This is a genomic window from Leucobacter weissii, from assembly GCF_017565745.1.
GTDB classification, from domain to species: Bacteria; Actinomycetota; Actinomycetes; order Actinomycetales; family Microbacteriaceae; genus Leucobacter; species Leucobacter weissii.
Genome location: NZ_JAGDYM010000004.1, coordinates 361,164 through 384,726 on the forward strand (window position 1 = coordinate 361,164; position 23,563 = coordinate 384,726).

Here is a 23,563-nt window from a genome sequence, read left to right on the forward strand (position 1 = left end):
CCGCGCTCGGGCAATTCGGGCACGATCGGCATCGTGCAGGCGAGCCCCAAGCGCAACCGCGGCCGGCGCGTCGCCGTCGTCGGGGCCGGCAGCTGGGGCACGACGTTCGGCAAGGTCCTCGTCGACGCCGGCTGCGAGGTGACCATCCTGGCGCGGCGCCCCGAGGCGGCTCAGGAGATCCAGGTCGCGAAGCGCAACTCGCAGTACCTGCCCGGGGTCAACCTGCCGAAGCGCCTGCGCGCCACGAGCGACCCGGCCCGGGCGCTCGAGGGCGCCGAGCAGGTGTTCCTGGCGGTGCCGAGCCAGAGCCTGCGGGAGAATCTCGCCGAGCTGGAATCCTACCTCGAGCGCGAGAGCCTTCTGGTGAGCCTCGTCAAGGGCGTCGAGCGGGGCACCTCGATGCGCATGAGCGAGGTGATCTCGGACGCGCTCGATCTCGATCCCGATCGGATCGGGGTGGTCTCCGGGCCCAACATCGCGCTCGAGATCGCGAAGGAGCAGCCGACCGGCGCGGTCGCCTCCTGCGTCTCCCTCGCCGCCGCGCAGGAGATCGCGACGGCCTGCTCCGGGCCCTATTTCCGCAGCTACGTCAACACCGACGTCGTCGGCACCGAGCTGGGCGGCGTGCTCAAGAACCTCATCGCCCTCGCGATCGGCATCGTGGACGGCGTCGGCTACGGCGAGAACACCAAGGCCTCGATCATCACCCGCGGTCTCGCCGAGATGACCGAGTTCGCCGTGACCCAGGGGGCGAGCCCCACCACGCTGTCTGGTCTCGCGGGTCTCGGGGATCTCATCGCCACCTGCCAGTCGCCGCTCTCGCGCAACAACACGGCGGGCCGGCTCATCGGGCAGGGCTTCTCGCTGGAGGAGACCAAGCAGCAGATGCAGCAGACGGCTGAGGGCATCACCTCGGTCGGACCGGTGCTCGAGCTCGCGCGCGAGCGGGGCATCGCCATGCCGATCGTGCAGCAGGTGCAGATGGTGCTGAGCGGCCGGATGCGTCCGAAGGAGCTGGGGCCGCATCTCGCCACCGAGGACGACGTGCCGAGGGCGGAGCTGTCGCTCGGAATCGGAAAGCAGGGAGCCTGGCGGAGACTGCTGGGCCGGATGAAGGGCGGCCGCGCGTGAGTGCCGAGGATTACTGGCCGGAGTCGGAGAACCGCAAGCGGGTCGCGGCCATCCCCGGCGCTGATGAGAGGATCGCCGGGGTGATCCCCGGTCCTGATGAGAGGATCACGGTGGTGATCCTCTTCGGCGGCCGTTCGAGCGAGCACGGCATCAGCTGCGTCACCGCGGCCGGTGTGCTTCGGGCCATCGACCGGGCGCGCTTCGACGTGATCCTGGTCGGCATCGCGAAGAACGGCGCGACCGTGCTGGTCGACGAGCACGAGGTGCAGGGGTATCGGCTCGACGGGTCGCCCGAGGTGGTCGAGAACGGCACGAGGATACTCTGGCCCGCCTCGACGGGGACGCGGACGCTGACCGTGATCGAATCGGGCGGCGCGGAGCGCTCGTCCGAGGGCGCGGCGCCGGTGCGCTCGCTCGGTCGCGTCGACGTCGTGCTGCCCATGCTGCACGGGCCGTACGGCGAGGACGGCACGGTGCAGGGCATGCTCGACCTGGTCGATCTTCCCTACGCGGGCAGCGGCGTGCTCGGCTCGGCGCTGTGCATGGACAAGCACGCGCTGAAGACGGTGCTGGCGGCGGCCGGGATCGCCGTGGCGCCGTGGCGCACGGTCTCGCGCTCAGAGGTGGCGCGCGATCCTTCGCTGGTGTGCCGCCTCGACGAGGGCCTCGGCTATCCGCTGTTCGTGAAGCCGAATCGCGCCGGATCGAGCGTCGGGGTGAGCCGGGTGACCGCCCCGGACCAGCTGCCTGCCGCCCTCGACGTCGCCTTCGCCGAGGACTCGCTCGTGCTCGTCGAGTCCGGGGTGGTCGGCCGAGAGGTCGAGATAGCGGTGCTGCAGGGGCGGTCGGGAGAGCCTCCGCGCACGAGCGCGGTGATCGGCGAGATCGTCTTCTCCGGCCGCGAGTTCTACGACTTCGAGGCGAAGTACCTCGGCGCGGCCGGCGTGGATCTCGTGCTGCCCGCCGGTGTGACGGACGCGGAGTTCGCGGCGCTCCGCGACGCCGCCGTCACCGCCTTCGAGGTGTCGCAGTGCGCCGGTTTCGCCCGCGTCGACTTCTTCCTCACCGCGGACGGTCCGGTGCTCAACGAGATCAACACCCTGCCGGGCTTCACGCCGATCTCCATGTATCCGCGGCTCTGGGAGGCGTCGGGCCTCGGCTACACCGAGCTGATCACGGAGCTGGTCGAGCTGGCGCTCGAGGGGCCTCGGCCCGGCTCGGACTAGAGGCTCACGGTCGGCCGGATCTTCCTTCCGCCGGGATCATTCGGCCTGGCTCGATTCTCATCTCCGAACGGCGGCCGCTCGCGGGGCACGCTACGGGCCGAGGAGGGCGAGCGGCACCACCGCCACGCCGTCGGGGCGCCGGTACGGGCGTTCGCCTGTGGTCAGCACGACCATATCCGCAGCTGCTTCCCCGAGACGCTCCCGCAGCCAGACCAGGTGCCGCACATCCCTGCTCCCGACCTCCGCTGAAAGCTTCACCTCGATGCCCACGACGCGGCCTCGTGCTTCGACGATGAGACTCAGCACGTCCCGATAGCCGATCGTGCTCGACGCGCTCCGCCACCGAGAGCGGGCGCAGACGCAGGCTCGCAATGCGGCCAGCCCCCGAGTGCGTCGGAGTGGTCACCGGCGCTTCCGGTCAGCAGGAACTGTGCGCCGGAACGGTCATGATCGACCGAACGGCGAACCATGTCCCACACCTGTGGCAACCGTTGCCATTCATCGAGTAGGAGCGGCTTCGGAGCCCGCTCCATGAATCCGGGGTCCGCGGCGAGTTCCTGAGCTCGTGCCAATTGGTCGAGCGCAATGATCGTTGTCGCCCGTCGAGTCGCAGTCGCTGTTTTCCCCACACCTTTCGGTCCGTCGATCGCAACCGCGGCGAGTGCGGGAAAGACCTCATCGAGTTCATCATCAATGATGCGCAGGTGATACTCTGTCATGTTTATGCTTTACCGATAACAGCGATTTTACTTTACTGATTCCCTCAATTCTGCTTGACCGATCCCGGAACTATCGGTCAGAGCGCATCTCACGCGCATACCCCGGGAAGAGCCCTCGGAATCAACGCGATCGAGGTCGGATCACTCGAAGTCGAGGGAGTCGATCAGGCTCGTGCACTGCCGCTCCTGGGGCAGGACCTGCACGGCCGCGCCCAGGTCGACCACCGCCTCGGTGCCGCTGGCCAGCTCGCTGTTCACGTAGACCTCCAGGCCGGGGCTCCGGCCGTACGCCTCGAAGCGGTAGAGCGGCGCGCCCGAGCGATCGATGACCCAATCGACGCCGTTCACGTTGACGCAGTCGTCCGTCGTGGGACCGCCGGCCTCGATCCCGCAGCGCAGCTCGATTCCGACCGGATCGCCCCAGGCCCCCGTCGACTGCGCGTTGGTGGTGCGACGGTCCAGGCCCGCTGCGGAGTCCGGCAGCCGGACGATCACGTCGGCGCAGGCCGGGTTGTTCGCATCCTCGGACGGGTCCATCGGGACGTCCCCGGCGCAGGCCGTCAGCGATGCCGTCAACGCGAGTGCCGCCAGTGCTGCGAGCGCGGGAGTGGCGGTTCGAGACGGCATGTCTCCAGCCTACCGTCGCGCCGCCGTCGCGGACCCCGCTACCGTGGGAGCATGCAGGATTCTGAGCTCAGCGTGGCGGAGGCGGGGGAGAGCGGCGCCCTGCGGCGCGTGCTCGCGCGACTCTCTCCCGCGCGGGCCGCGCGTCTCGGCCCCGGCGACGACTGCGCCGTCCTCGCCTTCGACGGCGACGCCGTCGTGACGACCGACACCATGATCGAGGGGCCCGACTTCCGGCTGGCGTGGCACAGCGGCTTCGATCTCGGGTGGAAGCTCGCGGCGACCAACCTCTCGGACGTCGCGGCGATGGGCGCCGCCCCCACCGCGCTCACGGTCTCGCTCGCCTGCCACGAGCGCACGCCGGTCGCGCTGCTGGAGGAGATCGCCGCGGGGCTGGACGCCGCCTGCCGGGAGCTCGCCCCCGGGTGCGGCGTCGTCGGAGGCGACCTGGGCCGGGCCCCCGTCCTCGTCGTCTCGGCCACCGCGCTCGGCGAGCTGGGCGGCCGGGCGCCCGTGCTCCGCTCCGGAGCGCGACCCGGCGACGTCGTCGCCTACGCGGGATACCTGGGGCTCGCCGGCCTCGGTCTGTCGCTGCTCTTCCGCGAGTCCGCGGATCCGGACGGCGCCGCCCACGCCGGAGGCCTCGCCCGCCTGCGCGAGCGGCACCCGGTCGAGCTGGCGGCGCAGCTCGCGCCGAAGCCGCCCATCGCCGCCGGCGTGCTCGCATCGGCGGCCGGGGCGACCGCGATGATGGACGTCTCCGATTCGCTCTCCCTCGACGCGGCGAGACTCGCGCGGGCGAGCGGCGCGATCCTCGATCTCGCCTCGGGTCGACTCGAGCGGGGGTTCTCCGTGCAGCGCGGCGTTCGAGTGCCGTTGCCCGCGATGCTCACCGGCGGGGAGGATCACGGTCTGCTCGCGACGTTCCCGCGCGACGCCGCCCTTCCCGAGGGATTCGTCGTGATCGGGGAGGTGCGCGCCGCCACCGCCGAGGCGCCGGAGCTCCGACTCGACGGCGCACCCTGCCGGCCGGGCGGCTGGGACCCCTACACCGTGCGCCCGCCGGGTTCGTGAGGCCCCGGGCCTAGGGTGCGTCGGCGCGAGAGCGCGTGCCCCGACGCCTCGGGGCCGGATCATTCCGCGAGGCGCAGCGCGGCCCAGAGCTCGGCCCGCAGATCGGGGTCGTCGAGATCCCGTTGCAGCAGGCTCTCGGCCGCCTGCACACGCGACCGCAGCGTGTGCCGGTGGACGCCGAGCTCGGCTGCTGCCGGGCTGGTCTGACCGTGGTGGCGCAGCCAGACGGCGAGACTGTGCTCGAGCCGATCCTCGTGCCGTTCGTCGTGCCGTCGCAGGGGGGCGAGCAGGCCCTGCGCTCGACGCACCGCCTCGGGACTGTCGCGGAGCAGCTGGAGCACGCCGGCGTGCATCTCGGGCCGGTAGTCGAGCGGACCGGGATCCCGAGCGCCGCGGGCCAGCTCGGATGCGCGCCGCGCCTGCTCGAGGAGCTCGGGCAGGTCCGCGGCCGTGGCGCGTTCGGAGACCCCGGCCGGCACCCCGGCGCGCGTGAGAGCCCGGCGGAGACGGGCGACCTCGCCGGCCTCGGCGATGACGACGGTGGCGCCGTCGAGCGTTGCCGAGAGCACGCCCGGTTGTTCGGTCACGAGGGCGGCGAAGTCCGTCGGGAACCTCTCGTCGGGCGGCTCGCTGAAGGTCAGCACCGACAGCGAGCCGCGCGGCAGCTGGGGCAGCGCCTTCGCCGCGACGCGTTCCGCGAGGTCGAGGCGGCCGTCGACCATCAGCTGGAGCACGGCCTCCCGCAGACTCCGCTCCGCGGCGAGCAGCCGCTCGCGCCGGCCGGAGAAGCTGGGCGGCGGATGCTGCTCGCGGCCCCAGTCGGCCGCCGCTCGCGCGTCGATCAGCCTCGCCGCCGTCCGGACCACGGCGAGGAACGGGGTGTCGTAGGGCACGCGGAACAGCGGCAGGTGCAGTCGGTCGCAGAGCTCGATGAGGGCGGGCGGGATCCGCTCCCATCGCAGGCCCGCGCCGACCCCGAGAGCCGTCGCGCCGGCGTGGATGAGGCGCTGCACGTAGGCCTCGAGCACCTCCGGATCGTCGTCGCCGAACTGGGCTCCGGTCGTGAGGAGCACGGTGCGCGGGGTGAGGAACGGCGCGGGGTCCAGCAGATCGCTCGAATGGACCCATTGCACGGGCCGAGTGCCGGTGTCTCTGCCGATGCCTCCGATCAGCACGAGCCCGAGGAGATAGTCCCGCAGCAGCGAGTCCAGCTCGATGACCGCGGGGGAGGTCCCTCCCGCATCGGCGGATTTCGACACACTGGCGAAAGATTGCTGCATGATTGGACAGTATGGCATCTCTTGCGGAGGGGTGCGAGTCGTAGGCTGGTGAGCGGAGCCGGCTGGTCGGCGACCGCTCGGTCGCCGACTTCGACGCAGCACCGTCCCGACCCGGGAGTCCGAGGATTCCCGACCCGGGATCCCGACCTCGCCAGCAACATCGTGAAGGAGCATGTCATGTCTGAAACCCCCATCGGAGGCCCCTCGCTTCCGCAGGAGCGCAGGATCGTCACGGCCATCCCCGGCCCGAAGTCCCAGGAGCTGATCGCCCGCAAGAACGCGTCGGTCGCCTCGGGCGTGGGCGTCGCGCTGCCGGTGTCGGTCGTCGCGGCGGGCGGCGGCGTGATCGTCGACGCCGACGGCAACTCCCTCATCGACCTCGGATCCGGCATCGCCGTCACCGGCGTCGGCAACTCGGCGCCCCGCGTGGTGGAGGCCGTGAAGGCGCAGGTCGAGCACTTCACGCACACCTGCTTCACGGTCACCCCGTACGAGGGGTACATCGCCGTCGCCGAGAAGCTCAACGAGCTCATCCCCGGCGACTTCGAGAAGCGCTCGGCGCTCTTCAACTCCGGTGCCGAAGCGGTCGAGAACGCGGTCAAGATCGCGCGCCACTACACCGGGAAGAACGCCGTCGTGACCTTCGATCACGCCTACCACGGCCGAACCAACCTCACCATGGCGATGACCGCGAAGAACCTGCCGTACAAGGACGGTTTCGGCCCCTTCGCGCCCGAGATCTACCGCGTGCCGGCCTCGTACCCGTTCCGCGACGGGCTGACCGGTCAGGAGGCCGCCGCGCAGGCGATCCTGCAGATCGAGAAGCAGGTCGGCGTCGGCAACCTCGCCGCGGTCATCATCGAGCCGATCCAGGGCGAGGGCGGCTTCATCGACCCCGCTCCCGGCTTCCTGCCGGCGATCCAGAAGTGGGCGAACGAGAACGGGGTCGTGTTCATCCTCGACGAGGTGCAGACCGGCTTCGCCCGCACGGGCGACCTCTTCGCGGCGAACCACGAGGGGGTGGTCGCCGATGTCGTCACCACCGCGAAGGGCATCGCCGGCGGACTCCCGCTCTCGGCCGTGACCGGCCGCGCCGAGATCATGGACTCTGCGCACTCCGGCGGACTCGGCGGCACCTATGCGGGCAACCCGATCGCGACCGCGGCGGCGCTGGCCACCATCGAGACCTACGAGGCCGAGAACCTCACGCAGCGCGCGCGGGAGATCGGCGCGATCATCACCGAGTTCTTCGCCGGCATCCAGCAGGACGAGGATCGCGTCGGCGACATCCGCGGCCGCGGTGCGCTGCAGGCGATCGAACTGGTGGAGTCGGGATCCAAGACGCCGAACTCCGCGCTGACGGGCGCGGTCGCCAAGTACGCGGCGGATCAGGGCGTGCTCGTGCTCACCTGCGGCACCTACGGCAACGTGATCCGCTTCCTGCCGCCGCTCTCGATCAGCGACGAGCTCCTGCGCGAAGCCCTCCAGGTCGTCGCAGACGGCATCGCGGCCAACTGAGAATCTGAAAGGACCGGACAACATGGCACTCAAGCCCCACGAGCAGGAACTGCTCGATCGTGTGCAGACCGGGCTCGGCATCGGCGGAGAATGGCAGCCCTCGGCCACGGGAGCGACCTTCGACGTTCACGATCCGGCGACCGGAGAGGTCGTCAAGACGATCGCAGACGCGACCGTCGAGGATGCGGTGCGCGCGCTGGACGCCGCCGTCGCGGCGCAGGAGGCATGGGCGGCGACGTCCAGCCGAGAGCGCTCCAACATCCTCCGCCGCACCTTCGACCTGCTGACCGAGCGCAAGGAGGACTTCGCGCTGCTGATGAGCATCGAGATGGGCAAGCCCATCCAGGAGGCCAGGGGAGAGGTCGTCTACGGCGGCGAGTTCCTGCGCTGGTTCTCGGAGGAAGCCGTGCGCGTGCAGGGCGACTACCGTCAGAACCCCGAGGGCACCGGCAACATCCTCGTCTCGCACCTGCCGGTCGGGCCCTGCTACTTCATCACGCCGTGGAACTTCCCGCTCGCGATGGCCACCCGCAAGATCGCCCCGGCGCTCGCCGCGGGGTGCACGGTCGTCATCAAGCCGGCCGCGCTGACGCCGCTGACCACCATCTTCTTCGCGCAGCTGCTCGAAGAGGCCGGTCTGCCCGCCGGCGTGGTCAACGTGGTGCCGACCTCGAAGTCGAGCGCCCAGTCGAGCGCGCTGCTCAGCGACACCCGCCTCCGCAAGCTCTCGTTCACCGGGTCGACCCCGGTCGGCGTGAAGCTGCTCGAGGCCTCGGCCCAGAACGTGCTGCGCACCTCGATGGAGCTGGGCGGCAACGCCCCCTTCATCGTGTTCGAGGACGCGGATCTCGACCGGGCCGTCGAGGGCGCGCTGGTGGCGAAGTTCCGCAACATCGGCCAGGCGTGCACGGCCGCGAACCGCGTCATCGTGCACGAGTCGGTCGCCGACGAGTTCGCCCGCCGCATCGGCGAGCGGGTCGCCGCGATGAAGATCGGCCGCGGCGCCGAGGAGGGCAACGACATCGGAGCGCTCGTCGACGACAAGGCCGTGACCAACACGGCGCGTCTGGTGGCCGACGCGGTCGACACCGGTGCGAACATCGTGACCGGCGGGGACGCCATCGACGGACCGGGAAACTTCTTCCAGCCGACGGTCGTGGACCACCTGAGCCCGCAGTCCGCGATCATGCGCGAGGAGATCTTCGGGCCGGTGCTCGGGATCATCCGCTTCTCGACGGAGGACGAGGCGGTCGAGATCGCGAACAACACCGAGTACGGTCTGATGAGCTACGTGTTCACCGAGAACATCCACCGCGGCCACCGCATGATCGAGCGTCTCGAGACCGGAATGATGGGTCTCAACTCGGGGCTCGCCTCGAACGCGGCGGCCCCGTTCGGCGGCGTCAAGCAGTCCGGTCTCGGCCGCGAGGGCGGCTTCGAGGGGATCCACGAGTTCCTCTCGACGAAGTACACGATGCTGCCCCGCTGAGGTCCATCGCCGAGCCGGAGTCTCCCGCTATTCCCAGCCGGATGCGGGAGACTTTGGCTCGGCTGTCGGGTTGATCGGGGAAGCGCCGCGGTCACCCCGACCGTAGACGGAGGGGATCGATGAACCGAGGGGCATGGGATTCGGATGTCAATCCGGACGGAGGCCTTTCCGCGGATCTCAGTTCTGCACGGCTGGAGCGACTGGCCGTGGAACGACCGGATCTGTGGGGCGAGATACTGGAGCATCCGAACGCGCAGCCGGAACTGTGGCAGTGGATCGCGAAGCAGCACGCCGCCGAGCAGCCCACTCCGGACGACCCTCCCGAGGCGCCCCTGCCCGGGCGTCTGAGCAAACGCGCGACGGCCGTGGTGGCCGTGGTGATCGCCGTGCTGCTCGCCGTCGGCGGCGCGGCCGCCTCGCTCGCCGCGACGGGAGCGCTCGATCGGTGGTTCGGCGAACCCGAGCCGGCGCCCTGGAGCGATCTCGACGCCTGAATCGAGCGGCGGAGATCACGCCAGGCCGTGCTGCGCCGCTAGGCGAGTTCCGACCACCACAGCGCGGTCTCGCCGTAGCGCTTCCCCCGGAGCGGCTCGAGGGCGCTCGGCCAGACCGGCTCGGGGGAGCGCGTCGAGCGCTCCACCATGACGATCGCCCCCTCGGCGAGCAGCGGCACGAGGGCGGCGAGATTCTCGGAGAGCTCGCTCTCGCCCAAGTCGTAGGGCGGGTCGATCAGCGCGATCCCGTAGCCCGGCTGAGAGTCCGCCGCCGGATCCGCTGCCTCCAGGAACCCCCGCACGCTCTGGCGTCGCACGTCGATCCGCGGCCCCGTCCCCTCACCGAACGCCCCGGCGACCGTGCGGGCGTTGCGCTGCGCCACCTGAGCCGCCTGCGGGTGGCGCTCGACCAGCGTGACGGATCCGGCTCCGCGGCTCGCGGCCTCGAGGCCGAGAGCGCCGGATCCCGCGTAGAGATCGAGCACCCGAGCGCCCTGGAGCGCGTCCCACGAGTCGAGCGCCGAGAAGACGGCCTCCCGCACCCGGTCGCTCGTGGGCCTGGTGCCCGACTTCGGCACCTCCAGCCTGAGGGATCCGGCCGCGCCCGAGATGATCCTGGTCATCCCTCCACCCTATTGCCCGGCCGGGTGCCTCCCACGTGAACGGGACCCGCATTCGCGAGAGCGCCCGCGTCCGACCGCGCAGCGGGGGCGCACTCGCGAGGGCGAGGCTCGCCGCAGCCGAGGCGAGTAGCCTGGGAGCATGACCGCCGCCACGCTCGACTCGCGCCTCGACGGCGTCGTCGGCGGGCGCACCGCCGCCGCGCTGCAGCGAGCCTTCGAGCTGCGGACCGTGCGCGAGCTCCTGTGGCACGTGCCTCGGCGCTACTCGAACCGCGGCGACCTCACCCCGCTCACCGGCCTGCCGGTCGGCGAGCACGTCACCGTGCTGGCCCAGGTGCTCGACGTGCGCGAGCGGCGCATGCAGCGGCGGAACGGCAAGCTCCTGGAGGCGCGCATCACGGACGGGACCGGCACGCTCCAGCTCACCTTCTTCAACCAGGCCTGGCGGGCGGCCGAGCTCGTCCCGGGCGCGCGCGGCATCTTCGCCGGGAAGGTCAGCGAGTACCGCGGACAGCTGCAGCTGCAGCATCCCGACTACGAGCTGTTCGAGGATCGCGAGGTCGGCTCGCAGGAGGCCGCTGCGCTCGACCGCGCGGCCGCGCGCGCCTATGCCGAGCGCCCGGTGCCGATCTATCCCGCCACGGCGAAGCTGCCGAGCTGGAGCATCCAGCAGGCGATCGCCCTCGCCCTCGACGCCCTGGGACCCGTCGAGGATCCGCTCCCGGCGGAGCTCCTCCGGGACGAGGGCCTGCTGCCGCTCAGCCGGGCGCTGGAGCTGATCCACCGGCCCGAGAACGCGGGCGACTGGCGCCGCGCCCAGGAGAGCCTCCGCTTCCGCGAGGCGTTCGAGCTGCAGCTCGCGCTGCTGCACCGGAGGCGGGGGCTCGGGGCGGCCCCCGCCGCCCCGCGACCGCCGGTTGAGGGCGAGGGCGGCCTGCTCGCGGCGTTCGACCGGGCGCTCCCGTTCGCTCTGACGAACGATCAGCGCCGTGCCGCCGAGACGATCTCCGCGGAGCTCGCCCGGCCCCATCCGATGCACCGGCTGCTGCAGGGAGAAGTGGGCTCGGGAAAGACGGTGGTCGCGCTGCGCGCCATGATCCAGGTCGCCGAGAGCCCGGCTGAGACGGAGGCGGGCGCCGCACCGGGCGACGGACAGAGCGCGCTGCTCGCCCCGACCGAGGTGCTCGCGGCCCAGCACTTCCGCAGCGTCGTCGACGCGCTGGGCCCCGAGCTCGTCGAGCGCCTGCAGCCGGTGCTCATCACCAGCAGCATGCCGGCCGCGGAGAAGCGCCGAGCGCTTCTCGCGGTCGCCGGCGGCGGCGCGCGCATCGTCATCGGCACGCACGCACTGCTGAGCGACAACGTGGCCTTCTACGACCTGGGCCTCGCGGTGATCGACGAGCAGCACCGCTTCGGCGTGGAACAGAGAGACGCGCTGCGACGGAAGGGCACGGTGCTGGGGGCGGAGCCCGAAGAGGGCGACGCGAAGCGCGAGGCGCCGCGACGGAAGGGGGCGCAACCGCATCTGCTCGTCATGACGGCGACTCCGATCCCGCGCACCGTCGCCCTCACCGCGTTCGGCGATCTCGAGACGAGCGTGATCCGAGAGCTGCCGGCCGGGCGGCAGGGGATCGAGACGTTCGTCGTCCCGCTGCTCGAGCGGCCGAAGTGGGCCGAGCGCGCCTGGGTGCGAGCGCTCGAGGAGGTGGCCGCGGGCCGGCAGGTCTACGTGGTGTGCCCCGCGATCGCGCCCGGCGAGCGGGAGGAGGGCGAGCGCGAGGAGGGGGAGGCGACGGACGCCGAGGAGGGGGCTGCGCGGCCGCTCGCGAGCGTCGAGCAGACGTTCGCCGAGTTGAGCGGTCGCGCCGACTACGCCGGGATCGGCATCGCGAGCCTGACGGGGGCGATGCGGCCCGACGACAAGGACGCGACGATGCGGGCGTTCGCCGCGGGCGGCATCGACGTGCTGGTCGCGACCACCGTTATCGAGGTCGGGGTCAACGTGCCCAACGCCTCCGTGATGATCGTGCGGGATGCCGACCGCTTCGGCATCTCCCAGCTGCACCAGCTGCGCGGCCGGGTCGGCCGGGGCGATCATCCGGGCCTCTGCCTGCTGCTCACCGCCGCCCCGACGGGCAGTGTCGCCCGTGAGCGCTTGGAGGCCGTCGCAGCCACCCTCGACGGCTTCGAACTGGCGGAGAAGGACCTGGAGCTGCGGCGCGAGGGGGACATCCTGGGCACGGCGCAGTCCGGCGGGCGCAGCGCGCTGCGACTGCTGCGGGTGACCGAGCACGGCGAGCTCATCGATCATGCCCGTTCGGTGGCGGAGTCGCTGCTGGAGCGGGATCCCGAGCTGATGTCGGCACCCGGGCTCGCGGAAGTGCTCGAGCGTGAGGCGCAGCAGCGCCGTCTCGATAATCTCGCGAAGTCGTAGGAGGAGCGGGGGCGCGCATCCCGTCGCTCCGGCCGTGGTCGCGGGGCGACGCGCGCGAGGGGGCGTCGCGCCGCGTTCGAATCCGTGCGACGTGCCGTAGAATCGGAGTATGAGCACCATCGCCGTCGTGCCCGGTTCGTTCGACCCCGTCACGCTGGGGCATCTCGACGTGATCCGCCGCGCCGCGAGCATCTTCGACGAGGTGCACGTGCTGGTGGTCCACAACCCAGACAAGAACGCCATGCTGCCGATCTCGGAGCGGGTGAGCCTGCTGCAGCGCTCCATCGACGAGGACGCCCAGACGCACGCGAACGTCACGGTCGCCTCCTGGTCGGTCGGGCTGCTCGTCGACTACTGCACCGAGGTGGGTGCGAGCGTGCTGGTCAAGGGGATCCGCTCGCAGATCGATATCGCCTACGAGACGCCGATGGTGCTGATGAACCGCAGCCTCGCGAACGTCGAGACGGTCTTCCTGCTGCCGGAGCCCGGCCACGCGCACGTGTCGAGCTCCCTGGTGCGTCAGGTGGCGGCCCTCGGCGGGGATGTGAGCGATTACGTGCCGCCGGCGGTGGCCAGGTACCTCGACTCCACCCGGCCCGCGTGACGGAGGCGGGAGCGGTATGGCGGCGTGGAAGGCGCAGAAGGTGAGCGGTGAGCCGCGGGTGGCGGTCTACTTCGATTTCGACAACATCGTCATCTCCCGCTTCGACCAGCGGTTCGGGCGCAGCGCCTTCGCGCGCGATGTGCGGGGCTCCGGGCGATCCGAGCCGCTGAGCGAGGAGGCCCTGAAGCGCTTGGATGAAGCGCGGGTGAGCGTCAACGCGGTGCTCGACTACGCGGCCACCTTCGGCACCCTCGCCGTCTGCAGGGCCTATGCCGATTGGTCGCACCCGGTCAACGCCGCCTACCGCGACGATCTGACCGCCCGCGCGGCGGATCTGGTGCAGATGTTCCCGCTCAGCGTCCGGCGCAAGAACGGCGCCGACATCCGGCTGGCGGTCGACGCGATGGAGGATCTGTTCCTGCTCGACGACGTGACCCACGTGGTGATCGTCGCGGGCGACTCCGACTTCGTGCCGCTGGTGCAGAAGGTGCGGCGGCTCGGGCGCTACGTCGTCGGCATCGGTGTGGCGGGCGGGACGAGCCGCGTGCTCGCGGGAGCCTGCGACGAATACGCGGACTACGATGCGCTGCTGACCGACGACGAGGCGGAGGAGGACGAGCGGATCGAGGCGCTCGCGCCCCCGGCGGCGGCCGGTACGGCGGTCGGCCGGAATCCGTTCGGCGGCGATCCGCTCGGCGGTCTGCAGAGGGAGGCCGCCGCTCCGGACGCCGAGGTCGGGCCCGAGGTGCCCCGCCGCCGTCCGGGACCGCTGCTGCGCAAGGCGCTGGTGCTCCTGGAGACCAAGACCGACGAGGAATGGCAGGATGCGTCCGCCGTGAAGAATCAGATGCTCCGCATGGACCCCTCGTTCCAGGAGCGCGAGCACGGCTTCCCGACGTTCTCCGCGTTCGTGAAAGCCTATCCCGGAGTCGCCGAGCTCGACGAGAGCGGGCACAACCGCATCCGCCGCCGCCCGGGGTCCCACTGAGCGCCGAGGCGACTCGCAGCCCGGAGCGGGTAGGCTGATGCGGTGACCAGCAGCCGCGTGTACGAAGAGAACGTCCGGGAGATCGTCGATCGCCCGGGCGAGATGCGGGAGCGCGCGCGTCGTCTCCAGGCGGTCGAGGCGTTCGGCGAGTCTCTGGCGACCGTCCGGGCGGGCGAGGACATCGATCTCGACGTGCGCCTCGAATCGGTGCACGAGGGGATCCTCGTGTCGGCCCTCGCGCGCACGACGATGCACGCCCAGTGCGGGCGGTGCCTCACCGAGTTCTCCGAGCCGTTCGAGGTCGAATTCCAGGAGCTTTTCGCGTATACTCCTTCGGAGGCCGACGAGTACGGGGTTCACGGTGATCACGTGAATCTTGAACCCCCGCTCCGAGACGCGGTTGTGCTCGCACTGCCGTTCCAGCCTGTGTGCCGTCCAGATTGCCCGGGACTCGACCCCGAGACCGGCGAGCTGCGCGATGCCCGGACTGCAGCCGAGTCCGTCCCGGTGGATCCGCGGTGGGCTGCGCTGGCCGGACTGCTGGCCGAAGAGACAGACGCGGATCGGAAATCCGATCCTGAGAGCAAGTAGGAGAGATCATCATGGCTGTTCCCAAGCGCAAGATGTCGCGTTCGAACACCCGTCACCGCCGCTCGGCGTGGAAGGCCGAAGCGCCCAAGCTGGTGAAGACCGTCGAGAACGGCCGCACCGTCTACAGCCTGCCGCACCGTGCGCGCGTGGTCGAGGATTCGCAGGGCACCCCCCTCTTCCTCGAGTACAAGGGCCGCAAGGTCGCCGACGTCTGAATTCATGGCACAACACGCGAGCGTGTTGTCGCGAACCTATGCACAGCGCTCGAGGGGCGTTGTCGCGCGGAAGTTTTGAGTAGCATTCCGGGCGGGGTTCGGGTGGCTTGGTGAACGCCGGCTTGACTGGAATGATGACGCAGAACGACGAGACGCCGCCGGAGGCCCCCGAGGGGGAGTCCGGCGGCTTTCTCGCGCCCTTCGGCGTGAAGGTCGATCCCGAACTGCTCGAACTCGCCCTGACCCACCGCTCCTGGGCGTTCGAGCACGGCGGGGCACCGCACAACGAGCGCCTCGAGTTCCTGGGGGATTCGATCCTCGGCCAGGCGGTCACCGTGAAGCTCTTCCTCGACTACCCCGAACTCGACGAGGGCGCACTCGCCAAGCGCCGGGCAGCGCTCGTGTCCAGCGTCGCGCTGGCCGAGGTGGCTCGCGCCATCGACCTCGGGGCGCAACTGCGCCTCGGCGTCGGCGAGGAGCGCAGCGGAGGGCGCGGCAAGGACAGCATCCTGGCGGATGCCGTCGAGGCGGTGATCGGTGCGGTGTTCCTCTCGACCGGGCCTCGGACCGCCGAGTCGTTCGTCCTGCGACTGGTCGCGCCCCTGATCGCCGACCCGGAGCGGTTCACCATCGCCCTGGATCCGAAGACGACGCTGCAGGAGCGGGCCGCGGCCCTCGGCCTGCCGCATCCCAGCTACGAGACCAGCGGCGAGGGCCCCGATCACGACCGGCTCTACACCGCGAGGGTGTCCCTCGACGGTGTCGACGGCATCGGCACCGGCACCAGCAAGAAGGCCGCGGAACTCGCGGCCGCCCGCGACGCGGTCGCCCGGCTCGAACTCCGGGCCGCCGAGTCGCGCGACTGACGCGGGTCGGGCGGAACGATGCCGGAACTCCCGGAGGTCGAGGTCGTGCGATCCGGTCTCGCGCCGGCGGTAACGGGGGCGCGGGTCCTCTCGGTCGAGGTGAGGGATCCGCGCGCGCTCAAGCGGCACATTCCGCAGGAGGGCGATGACGGTCTCGGCGGACACGGGGTCACGCTCGCCGGCGAGGCCGCCGCGATGCGGATCGCCGATTTCGAGCGCCGGCTCACCGGAGCGCTGCTGGGCGCGCCCGAGCGCCGCGGCAAGTTCCTCTGGGTGCCGCACACGGCGTCGGCCTCCGGCGCGTCGGCGCCGAGGCAGGCGCTGCTCGCGCACCTGGGCATGAGCGGTCAGCTTCTGCTGCGCGCCCTGGACGCGCCCGACGACCGGCACGTGCGGATCCGGATCTGGATCGCTCATCCGTCGCACGGCGAGTTGCGGATCGACTTCGCCGACCAGCGCCTGTTCGGTTCGCTCGCGCTCGATCGCCTGACGGCCGCCCCCGATGCCTCCGGCGCCGTCGATCCGGCCGACCGCATCCCGTCGCAGGCGGTGCACATCGCGCGCGACCCGGTGGACCCCGGGTTCGACGATGCGGGCTTCGTCGCCGAGCTGCGCCGCCGTCGCACCGCCGTGAAGCGGGCGCTGCTGGACCAGACCCTGATCAGCGGAGTCGGCAACATCTACGCCGACGAGGCGCTGTGGCGGACGCGGGTGCACCCCGAGACCCCGGGACATCGCATCGGCGCGCTCCGCGCCGCCGAGTTGCTGGCCCAGGTGCGCGCCGTGTTCGCGCAGGCGCTCGCGGAGGGCGGCACGAGCTTCGACGCGCAGTACGTCAACGTCAACGGGCAGGCCGGGTACTTCGCGCATTCGCTGAACGCCTACGGGCGCACGGGGGAGCCGTGCCGCCGTTGCGGAGAGCCGCTGCGCCGCATGGCGATCGGCGGGCGGTCGAGCCATTTCTGCCCTCGGTGCCAGCGGCGGCGGTGAGTCTGCGATACTGATGGGATGAGGGTCACGGTGAGGTCGGCGACCGCGTTCGCGGACGTCGCCGCGCTCGTCGGGCCGAAGAAGCCGACCTCGAACGTCTGCTTCTGCTTGAGCTATCGCATCGGCAGCAAGGAGAACACCGCGCTGCGCGGTTCCGCTCGAGCCGATCGCGTCAGAGAACTGTGCGCGCAGGATCCTCCGCCGGGAGTGATCGCCTACCTCGAGGACGAGCCGGTCGGTTGGGCCGCCGTGCACCCGAGGAGCGGGACGAGCTTCGCGCGCAGCCGCCTCATCCCGCACGTCGACGAACTCGACGTCTGGTCGCTCTGGTGCTTCCGCGTGCGGCCCGGCTTCCGCAAGCAGGGGATCATGCACGACCTGATCGCGGGCGCCGTCGCGCACGCCCGAGCCTCCGGCGCGCCCGCCGTCGAAGGGTATCCGGTGGACAACCGCGGCGAGCGCGTCAACCAGACGATGGCCTACGTCGGCACGCGGAGCCTGTTCGAGGAGTGCGGGTTCTCGAAGGCCGCCGACACCGGGTCGGTGCTCGACGGATTCCCGCGGGTGCTGATGCGGAGAGCCCTCGGCTGAGCGGCCCGGGCGGATTCCCTTCGCGCAGGAGATCTCCGCGGACGCGTCGTCACGCCCGCAACGGCGAGCCGACGACCTCGAAGCGCTCGCCGCCCATCTCGCCGGAGAGCAGGGGCATCGCCTCGGCGATCGCCGAGCGCACGCTCTCGAGCTGCAGCGATGCGCGGTGGGCCTCCGCGGACTCCCACAGCTCGGCGACGAACACCGTGTCGGGGGCGTCCTCGTTGACCCCGACCTCGTAGAGCAGGCAGCCGGCCTCGGCGAGGTCGGCATTGAGCCGGGTGAGGATCGTCACGATCTCGTCCCGTCTGCCCGGAAGCGCGCCGAGGGTGCCCACGTTCGCAAAGGTCATGTGCGAGAGTCTATACACCTCGGATATGCCCTCGTCCTTCGGATCGCGTGACGCCGGGTCTCCTGGCAAGGCGGTGCCCGCCGCCGTTACGCGCCCGCCATCCCGTCGTAACACGTTCGCCCTAAACTGCCAGAGTGAGCGAGAAGCACAGGGCGGACACGGGTGACGGCGAGAACAGCGGCAGGCGGGAGCGGGGGATCAACTTCTATTCCCGCAAGTGGGTGCGGCCCGAGGACCTGAACGCGAACGGCACGCTCTTCGGCGGCAGCCTGCTGCGCTGGATCGACGAGGAGGCCGCGATCTACGCCATCGTGCAGCTCGGCAACCACCGTGTCGTCACGAAGTTCATCTCGGAGGTCAACTTCGAGGCGTCGGCGAGGCAGGGCGATCTGATCGAGATGGGGCTCGTGGCCACGCGGTTCGGGCGCACCTCCCTCACGATGCGCGCGGAGGTGCGCAACATGATCACCCGGAAGACCATCCTCACGATCGAGCGCATGGTGTTCGTGAACCTCGGCGAGGACGGCGCCCCGGCCCCGCACGGCTACTCGACGATCACCTATGAGCGGGATCGTATGCCGACCATTCAGCCGGCCACCGAGTGACGCGGGCCGGGTTCCGAGGCGCGTCGCGTCAGAGTGCGGTGCGTGCCGTCGGATCGCCGTCGAGCCTGGGCAGCTCGACGAGTTCGCCGCCCACCTGATCCAGGCACCAGCGCACCCGTGCCGCGAACAGTCCCAGTCCGCGAACGCTGAGCATGCCGTCGTGGGTGAGGAATGCCCGTCGCGGCGCCGCGTTCAGCACGAAGTCCATCACCTGGGCGATGCTGGACCACGGCGAGCCGATCGGCACGCCGAGCACCTCCGCCGCGAACGGCGGTCGCACCAGCGAATCCCCGCCCCAGGCGACGGTCTCGTTCACGCGCACGCCGATGTTGTCGATCACGGGGATGCTCGAGTGGAGGGGCTCGTGCCGGCCCCCGTAGAAGTCGAGCGAGAACGGTCCGGCCTGGATCCGTTCGCCCTCGCGCACGACGCGCACGTCTGCGATCCCCGCCGCGTCCAGCGCCGCGGCGGTGCTCCGGGTCGTGAAGACGGGCGCCCGCGGCGAGGCGACGCGCAACGCCGTGAGATGGGCCGGGGTCCAGTGGTCGGCATGCTCGTGGGTGATCACGATGCCGGCGATGGGCGTCGCGGCGGCGATGGACGCCGCGAGTTCGTCCGGAGACGAGAAGTCGCCGGGATCGACGAACAGGGAGGCTTCGGAGTCCTCGACCACCAGGCCGGCGTGCGAGAGTCTGAAACAGCGCATGGGTCGATCCTACGCAGCCCCGCGGGTCGCCGGCATGCGGGCGCGGTTCCGCGGCCGCCCGATTTGGCGAGCCCGCGTGGTCTGTGCCAGAATAGACGGGTTGTCATCGTCCCGGCCGCGAAGCCGGGGCATTGCACACGGCCCCATCGTATAGCGGCCTAGTACGCCGCCCTCTCACGGCGGTAACGCGGGTTCGAATCCCGCTGGGGTCACGGAAGAGAGCCTCGTCATCCGACGGGGCTCTCGACGTATCTTCGCGAGAACACCGACGAAGGCGAGAGATGGCACGACGATTGACCCTCACCGCGGTCGCCGCGGCGGTGCTCTTCGTGCTGCAGGGGCTGGTCGCGCCCATGCTCTTCGGCGGTCCCGGCGAGGCCGGCTGGATCTCCCACGGAACCATCTGGAATGAGTGGCCCTGGTGGATCGCGGTGCTCGCCTGGGGGGCGGCGCTCGTGCTCATCGCCCGGATCCCGGCCGCGTCGCGCGGCAGGCGGATCGGACTCGCGCTATCGATCCCGACCGGATGCTATCTGCTCGCGCTCGGCGTCGGCTACGGTCTCGACGTGATGATCCGGCACGGCGCCGGCGAGGCCGCGCCCCTGCTCGCAGGGGTCAGCGTGATCCTGCTCGTGGTGCTCACGGGGCTCCCGCTGCTGGCTGCGGCGCTCGGCGGCGGCGTCGAGGCGGCCCTCACCCGACGTCCGCGGGATCCGGAGCCCTCTCCGCGACCGGACTGAACCGCGTCGTTCGACGGAGCAGACCGCTCGATGGAGCAGAATGAAAGCGTCCCGCAGGGGACGCAGGAGGGAGGCCCAGGGCCGTGACGTTTTCAGTAGCCGTAGCCGGGGCGTCGGGGTATGCGGGCGGGGAGCTGCTGCGCATCCTCGCCGGGCATCCGGAGTTCGAGGTGCGCACCGTCACCGGGCACTCGAGCGCGGGGGATCCGCTCATCGACCATCAGCCCCATCTGCGATCGCTCTCGCACCTTCGGCTCGAGCCGACGACGCCCGAGGCGCTCGACGGCCACGACCTGGTCTTCTTCGCGCTGCCGCACGGGGCCTCCGGAGCGCTCACCGCGCGGCTCGGCGAGGTGCGGCTGGTCGTCGACTGCGGCGCGGATCATCGCCTGCGCAGCGACGATGACTGGGCGGCCTTCTACGGCGGCGAACACCACGAGGCCTGGAGCTACGGCGTTCCGGAGCTGCTCGTGCGGGGCGCGGACGGCGTGCTCGAGAAGCAGCGCGAGGCACTCCGCGGCGCGAGCCGGATCGCGGCACCGGGATGCAACGCGAGCACCGTGGCGCTGTCGCTCGTCCCGGGCATCGCGGCCGGGGTGATCGAGCCGACGGATCTGGTCAGCGTGCTCGCGGTGGGCCCGAGCGGCGCGGGCAAGGCCGCCAAGACCCATCTGCTCGGCGCGGAACTGATGGGCACCGCCAACCCCTACGCCGTCGGCGGCTCGCATCGGCACATCCCCGAGATCCGGCAGGCGCTGCGCGATGCCGCCGCAGGCGCTGCGGCGCAGGACTCTCCGACGATCAGCTTCACGCCGGTTCTGGTGCCGATGAGCCGCGGGATCCTCGCGACGAGCACGGCGCGCCTCGCGCCGGGCACGACGCCGGACGAGGTGCGCGCGGCCTGGGAGCGCGCCTACGCGGACGAGCCCTTCGTGCGGCTGCTGCCGGAGGGGCGCTTCCCGCGCACGGCGGACACGCTCGGCGCCAACACCTGCCTCCTGGGCCTCGCGGTGGACGAGGCGGCGGGCCGCGTCGTGGTGGTCGCCGCCCTCGACAATCTGGCCAAGGGCACGGCCGGCGCCGCGATCCAGTCCGCGAATCTCGCGCTGGGGCTGCCGGAGGGCGCGGGGCTCAGCGTGAACGGCGTGGCCCCGTGAGCCAGGTTTCGAGGCGCGCCCGGCGCGTGCCTCTCGTGCCCAGCGCACGAAAGGACCCGAACTGCCCTTTCACGCCCGGCGAAAGGGCAGTTGGCATCTTCTCTGCGCCGCAGGAGTCGGGTGTCCGGGCCGGAGTCCGGGCACGAATGGAGAGGAAGGGCCGAGGATGAGCGTCACCGTACCGAAGGGGTTCCGCGCCGCCGGGATCGCCGTGGGCCTGAAGAGCACCGGCAAGCCGGATCTCGCCCTCGTGGTGAACGACGGGCCCGTGCACGTCGTCGCGGCGGTGTTCACGAGCAACCGGGCGCAGGCGAATCCGATCCTGTGGAGCCGCAAGGCGGCCGAGGACCGATCCGCTCGCGCGATCATCCTCAACTCGGGCGGGGCGAACTGCTTCACGGGCGACTTCGGCTACGAGACGACGCGGCTCACCGCCCAGGCGGTCGCCGAACGGCTGGATCTCGTCGCGGACGACGTGCTCGTGTGTAGCACCGGCCTGATCGGCACCGGGGATCAGCGCTTCCGCGACCGGATCGTGGGCGGCGTGCCCGAGCTGGTCGCGCGGCTGGCCGCGGACGACGCTGCCGCGGCCGCGGCGATCCTGACCACCGACTCTGTCGAGAAGACCGCGACCTACGAGGGGGAGGGGTGGAGCATCGGCGCCATGGCGAAGGGCGCGGGGATGCTCGCACCCGGACTCGCCACCATGCTCGTGGTGATCACGACCGACGCCGTGCTCGACGCGGAGACGGCGGACCGCGCGCTGCGCCGCGCCACCGCCGCGAGCTTCGACCGGCTCGACAGCGACGGCTGCATGTCGACGAACGACCAGGTGACCCTGCTGGCGAGCGGCGCCTCCGGGGTCGCGCCCGAGGAGGACGCCTTCGCCGACGCGCTCGCCGGGGTCTGCGATCGCCTGGCGGCGCAGCTGCAGGCCGACGCCGAGGGCGCGAGCCACGACATCGACATCGAGGTGCGCGGCGCCCTGTCGGTCGAGGACGCGGTGGAGGTGGGCCGATCGGTGGCGCGCAACAACCTCTTCAAGGCGGCGATCTTCGGCAACGACCCGAACTGGGGCCGGGTGCTCGCCGCGATCGGCACCACGGAGGCCGTCTTCGATCCGTACGCGGTCGACGTGTGGTTCAACGGCGTGCGCCTGTGCCACGCCGGCGCGCCGGATCGACCGGTCGAGGAGTGCGACCTCAGCCCGCGGCGCACCCGCGTGCTGATCGAGCTCTTCGCGGGCGAGGCCACGGCCACGATCCGCACGAACGACCTCACCCACGACTACGTGCACGAGAACAGCGCGTACTCCAGCTGACCGCATCGGCGCGCGCAGATCGGGGCCGGTAGTCTGAACGGATGAGCAACACGACGAGCACGCTGGCGCACGACGAGGCCGCGGCGAAAGCCGGGGTGCTGATCGAGTCGCTGCCGTGGCTGAAGAAGTTCCGGGATGCGATCATCGTGATCAAGTTCGGGGGCAACGCCATGGTGGACCTCGACCTGCTGCGCGCCTTCGCCGAGGATGTCGTCTACCTGCGGCACACGGGCGTGCGGCCGGTCGTGGTGCACGGCGGCGGTCCTCAGATCAGCGAGATGCTCGGCAGGCTCGGCATCTCGAGCGAGTTCAGGGGCGGCTACCGCGTGACCACGCCGGAGGCGATGGACGTGGTGCGGATGGTGCTGACCGGGAAGGTGAATCCCGAGCTCGTCGACCAGATCAATCAGCACGGGCCGCTCGCGGCCGGCACGACGGGGGAGGACGCCGGTCTGTTCATCGGCCGCCGTCGCCCGCCGATCGAGGTCGACGGCGAGGCCGTGGAGCTGGGGCTCGTGGGGGACGTGGCCGGGGTCCGCCCCGAACCCGTGCTCGCACTGCTCGAGGCGGGCCTGATCCCGGTGGTGGCCGGGATCGCGCCCGACGTCGACCATCCGGGCGTCTCGCTGAACGTCAACGCGGACGCCGCCGCCGCGGCTCTCGCCGTCGCCCTGGGCGCGGAGAAGCTGGTCGTGCTGACCGACGTCGCCGGGTTGTACGCGAACTGGCCGGATCGCGACTCGCTCGTGTCGAGCATCTCGGCCGACGAGCTGGAGGGACTGCTGCCGTCGCTCGAGTCGGGCATGATCCCGAAGATGCGGGCCTGCCTCGACGCGGTCCGCGGCGGCGTGTCGAAGGCGGCGATCATCGACGGCAGGGAGCCGCACTCGGTGCTCCTGGAGATCTTCACGGACCGCGGGATCGGCACCGAGGTCACGCGCTGAGAGCCGCGCGCGGCTCGCGCGCTCTCACTAAGATAACGAAACGGTTGCGACGCGCCATCCGGAGGATGATTCTGGTGGGTGAAGTTTTGGTTGAAGCTGAGACTGCGGGTCGGGCGGTGGGACCGCGCCGCCATACTGAGAGGCGTGCCGAGTTTTGGGGGGAGCTCGGGCGAGGCGCGCCGCGCTTCCGCCTGGGTGCAGGGGCTTCCTGAGTTTCGGGATTGTTCGCGAGTGGGACCACTGTTCACCACTGCGCTCGTGCACGACTCATCGAACCACGC

The 23,563-nt window shown here is 71.1% G+C and carries 26 protein-coding genes and 1 tRNA gene; 20 read left to right on the forward strand and 7 right to left on the reverse strand.

Going from position 1 to position 23,563, the window contains the following annotated elements; all coding sequences use genetic code 11:
* Positions 1-33: 33 nt before the first annotated feature.
* A complete protein-coding gene (locus J4H92_RS03855; RefSeq protein ID WP_208096536.1) occupies positions 34-1,131 on the forward strand; it encodes an NAD(P)H-dependent glycerol-3-phosphate dehydrogenase in 1,098 nt (365 codons plus the stop codon).
* An 80-nt stretch (positions 1,132-1,211) separates the two neighbouring features.
* Positions 1,212-2,357, forward strand: a complete 1,146-nt coding sequence (locus tag J4H92_RS03860; protein ID WP_208096538.1) for a D-alanine--D-alanine ligase — start codon at positions 1,212-1,214, stop codon at positions 2,355-2,357.
* A gap of 90 nt (positions 2,358-2,447) precedes the next feature.
* On the opposite strand, the gene J4H92_RS15270 is transcribed toward J4H92_RS03860, so the two are convergent.
* The 3 genes from J4H92_RS15270 to J4H92_RS03870 form a co-directional block, all read right to left on the reverse strand.
* Positions 2,448-2,663 carry a hypothetical protein gene (locus J4H92_RS15270; protein WP_243751932.1) on the reverse strand — a complete coding sequence of 72 codons (216 nt, stop codon included), beginning with the start codon at positions 2,661-2,663 and terminating at the stop codon, positions 2,448-2,450.
* Positions 2,657-3,076 (reverse strand): AAA family ATPase, encoded by a 420-nt coding sequence (locus J4H92_RS03865; protein ID WP_243751933.1) that lies wholly within the window; start codon positions 3,074-3,076, stop codon positions 2,657-2,659. The genes J4H92_RS15270 and J4H92_RS03865 overlap by 7 nt, the downstream gene beginning before the upstream one ends.
* 141 nt (positions 3,077-3,217) lie before the next feature.
* Complete coding sequence (locus J4H92_RS03870; RefSeq protein ID WP_208096231.1) at positions 3,218-3,703, reverse strand: DUF3515 family protein; 486 nt, start codon at positions 3,701-3,703, stop codon at positions 3,218-3,220.
* Positions 3,704-3,754: 51 nt separating this feature from the next.
* On the opposite strand from J4H92_RS03870, the gene thiL reads away from it, so the two are divergent.
* The gene (gene thiL / locus J4H92_RS03875; RefSeq protein WP_208096233.1) at positions 3,755-4,774 is read left to right on the forward strand and encodes a thiamine-phosphate kinase; all 1,020 of its coding nucleotides are present in this window, start codon (positions 3,755-3,757) and stop codon (positions 4,772-4,774) included.
* Positions 4,775-4,833: 59 nt separating this feature from the next.
* Here the strand turns inward: thiL and J4H92_RS03880 are convergent, their stop codons facing one another.
* Positions 4,834-6,054 carry a PucR family transcriptional regulator gene (locus J4H92_RS03880; RefSeq protein WP_208096236.1) on the reverse strand — a complete coding sequence of 407 codons (1,221 nt, stop codon included), beginning with the start codon at positions 6,052-6,054 and terminating at the stop codon, positions 4,834-4,836.
* Positions 6,055-6,231: 177 nt separating this feature from the next.
* On the opposite strand from J4H92_RS03880, the gene gabT reads away from it, so the two are divergent.
* The 3 genes from gabT to J4H92_RS03895 all read left to right on the forward strand — a co-directional run bounded on the left by gabT (position 6,232) and on the right by J4H92_RS03895 (position 9,555).
* A complete protein-coding gene (gabT, locus tag J4H92_RS03885; protein WP_208096239.1) occupies positions 6,232-7,572 on the forward strand; it encodes a 4-aminobutyrate--2-oxoglutarate transaminase in 1,341 nt (446 codons plus the stop codon).
* A 22-nt stretch (positions 7,573-7,594) separates the two neighbouring features.
* Positions 7,595-9,061 carry an NAD-dependent succinate-semialdehyde dehydrogenase gene (locus J4H92_RS03890; RefSeq protein ID WP_208096242.1) on the forward strand — a complete coding sequence of 489 codons (1,467 nt, stop codon included), beginning with the start codon at positions 7,595-7,597 and terminating at the stop codon, positions 9,059-9,061.
* Between the two features lie 119 nt (positions 9,062-9,180).
* Positions 9,181-9,555, forward strand: a complete 375-nt coding sequence (locus tag J4H92_RS03895; RefSeq protein ID WP_481817102.1) for a variant leucine-rich repeat-containing protein — start codon at positions 9,181-9,183, stop codon at positions 9,553-9,555.
* A gap of 38 nt (positions 9,556-9,593) precedes the next feature.
* On the opposite strand, the gene J4H92_RS03900 is transcribed toward J4H92_RS03895, so the two are convergent.
* The gene (locus J4H92_RS03900; protein ID WP_208096247.1) at positions 9,594-10,178 is read right to left on the reverse strand and encodes an RsmD family RNA methyltransferase; all 585 of its coding nucleotides are present in this window, start codon (positions 10,176-10,178) and stop codon (positions 9,594-9,596) included.
* A 139-nt stretch (positions 10,179-10,317) separates the two neighbouring features.
* On the opposite strand from J4H92_RS03900, the gene J4H92_RS03905 reads away from it, so the two are divergent.
* From J4H92_RS03905 to J4H92_RS03940, 8 genes are all read left to right on the forward strand, one after another.
* Complete coding sequence (locus J4H92_RS03905) at positions 10,318-12,612, forward strand: ATP-dependent DNA helicase RecG (protein WP_208096249.1); 2,295 nt, start codon at positions 10,318-10,320, stop codon at positions 12,610-12,612.
* 109 nt (positions 12,613-12,721) lie between these two features.
* Positions 12,722-13,216 (forward strand): pantetheine-phosphate adenylyltransferase, encoded by a 495-nt coding sequence (coaD, locus tag J4H92_RS03910; protein ID WP_208096251.1) that lies wholly within the window; start codon positions 12,722-12,724, stop codon positions 13,214-13,216.
* Positions 13,217-13,232: 16 nt separating this feature from the next.
* Complete coding sequence (locus tag J4H92_RS03915; RefSeq protein ID WP_208096256.1) at positions 13,233-14,204, forward strand: NYN domain-containing protein; 972 nt, start codon at positions 13,233-13,235, stop codon at positions 14,202-14,204.
* A 42-nt stretch (positions 14,205-14,246) separates the two neighbouring features.
* On the forward strand, positions 14,247-14,795 hold the full coding sequence (locus J4H92_RS03920; RefSeq protein ID WP_341782985.1) for a YceD family protein: 549 nt from the start codon (positions 14,247-14,249) through the stop codon (positions 14,793-14,795).
* Positions 14,796-14,806: 11 nt separating this feature from the next.
* Positions 14,807-15,010, forward strand: a complete 204-nt coding sequence (gene rpmF / locus J4H92_RS03925; protein WP_208096259.1) for a 50S ribosomal protein L32 — start codon at positions 14,807-14,809, stop codon at positions 15,008-15,010.
* 134 nt (positions 15,011-15,144) lie between these two features.
* A complete protein-coding gene (gene rnc / locus J4H92_RS03930) occupies positions 15,145-15,876 on the forward strand; it encodes a ribonuclease III (RefSeq protein ID WP_208096262.1) in 732 nt (243 codons plus the stop codon).
* Positions 15,877-15,894: 18 nt separating this feature from the next.
* Complete coding sequence (gene mutM / locus J4H92_RS03935; RefSeq protein ID WP_208096265.1) at positions 15,895-16,866, forward strand: bifunctional DNA-formamidopyrimidine glycosylase/DNA-(apurinic or apyrimidinic site) lyase; 972 nt, start codon at positions 15,895-15,897, stop codon at positions 16,864-16,866.
* Positions 16,867-16,884: 18 nt separating this feature from the next.
* Complete coding sequence (locus J4H92_RS03940; protein ID WP_208096267.1) at positions 16,885-17,457, forward strand: GNAT family N-acetyltransferase; 573 nt, start codon at positions 16,885-16,887, stop codon at positions 17,455-17,457.
* Positions 17,458-17,506: 49 nt separating this feature from the next.
* On the opposite strand, the gene J4H92_RS03945 is transcribed toward J4H92_RS03940, so the two are convergent.
* Positions 17,507-17,809 (reverse strand): putative quinol monooxygenase, encoded by a 303-nt coding sequence (locus J4H92_RS03945; RefSeq protein WP_208096270.1) that lies wholly within the window; start codon positions 17,807-17,809, stop codon positions 17,507-17,509.
* Between the two features lie 197 nt (positions 17,810-18,006).
* Between J4H92_RS03945 and J4H92_RS03950 the strand changes: the two genes are divergently transcribed.
* Entirely contained in the window at positions 18,007-18,414 is a 408-nt protein-coding gene (locus J4H92_RS03950) for a hotdog domain-containing protein (RefSeq protein WP_208096542.1), read from the forward strand.
* Between the two features lie 28 nt (positions 18,415-18,442).
* Here the strand turns inward: J4H92_RS03950 and J4H92_RS03955 are convergent, their stop codons facing one another.
* On the reverse strand, positions 18,443-19,120 hold the full coding sequence (locus J4H92_RS03955; protein ID WP_208096273.1) for an MBL fold metallo-hydrolase: 678 nt from the start codon (positions 19,118-19,120) through the stop codon (positions 18,443-18,445).
* Positions 19,121-19,259: 139 nt separating this feature from the next.
* Between J4H92_RS03955 and J4H92_RS03960 the strand changes: the two genes are divergently transcribed.
* From J4H92_RS03960 to argB, 5 genes are all read left to right on the forward strand, one after another.
* A tRNA-Glu gene (locus J4H92_RS03960) sits at positions 19,260-19,332 on the forward strand.
* A gap of 69 nt (positions 19,333-19,401) precedes the next feature.
* Positions 19,402-19,860 (forward strand): hypothetical protein, encoded by a 459-nt coding sequence (locus tag J4H92_RS03965; RefSeq protein WP_208096276.1) that lies wholly within the window; start codon positions 19,402-19,404, stop codon positions 19,858-19,860.
* Positions 19,861-19,943: 83 nt separating this feature from the next.
* Entirely contained in the window at positions 19,944-21,017 is a 1,074-nt protein-coding gene (gene argC, locus J4H92_RS03970) for an N-acetyl-gamma-glutamyl-phosphate reductase (RefSeq protein ID WP_208096279.1), read from the forward strand.
* A 166-nt stretch (positions 21,018-21,183) separates the two neighbouring features.
* Positions 21,184-22,338 carry a bifunctional glutamate N-acetyltransferase/amino-acid acetyltransferase ArgJ gene (gene argJ, locus J4H92_RS03975; RefSeq protein ID WP_208096281.1) on the forward strand — a complete coding sequence of 385 codons (1,155 nt, stop codon included), beginning with the start codon at positions 21,184-21,186 and terminating at the stop codon, positions 22,336-22,338.
* Positions 22,339-22,379: 41 nt separating this feature from the next.
* Complete coding sequence (gene argB, locus J4H92_RS03980) at positions 22,380-23,282, forward strand: acetylglutamate kinase (RefSeq protein ID WP_208096283.1); 903 nt, start codon at positions 22,380-22,382, stop codon at positions 23,280-23,282.
* Positions 23,283-23,563: the final 281 nt, after the last annotated feature.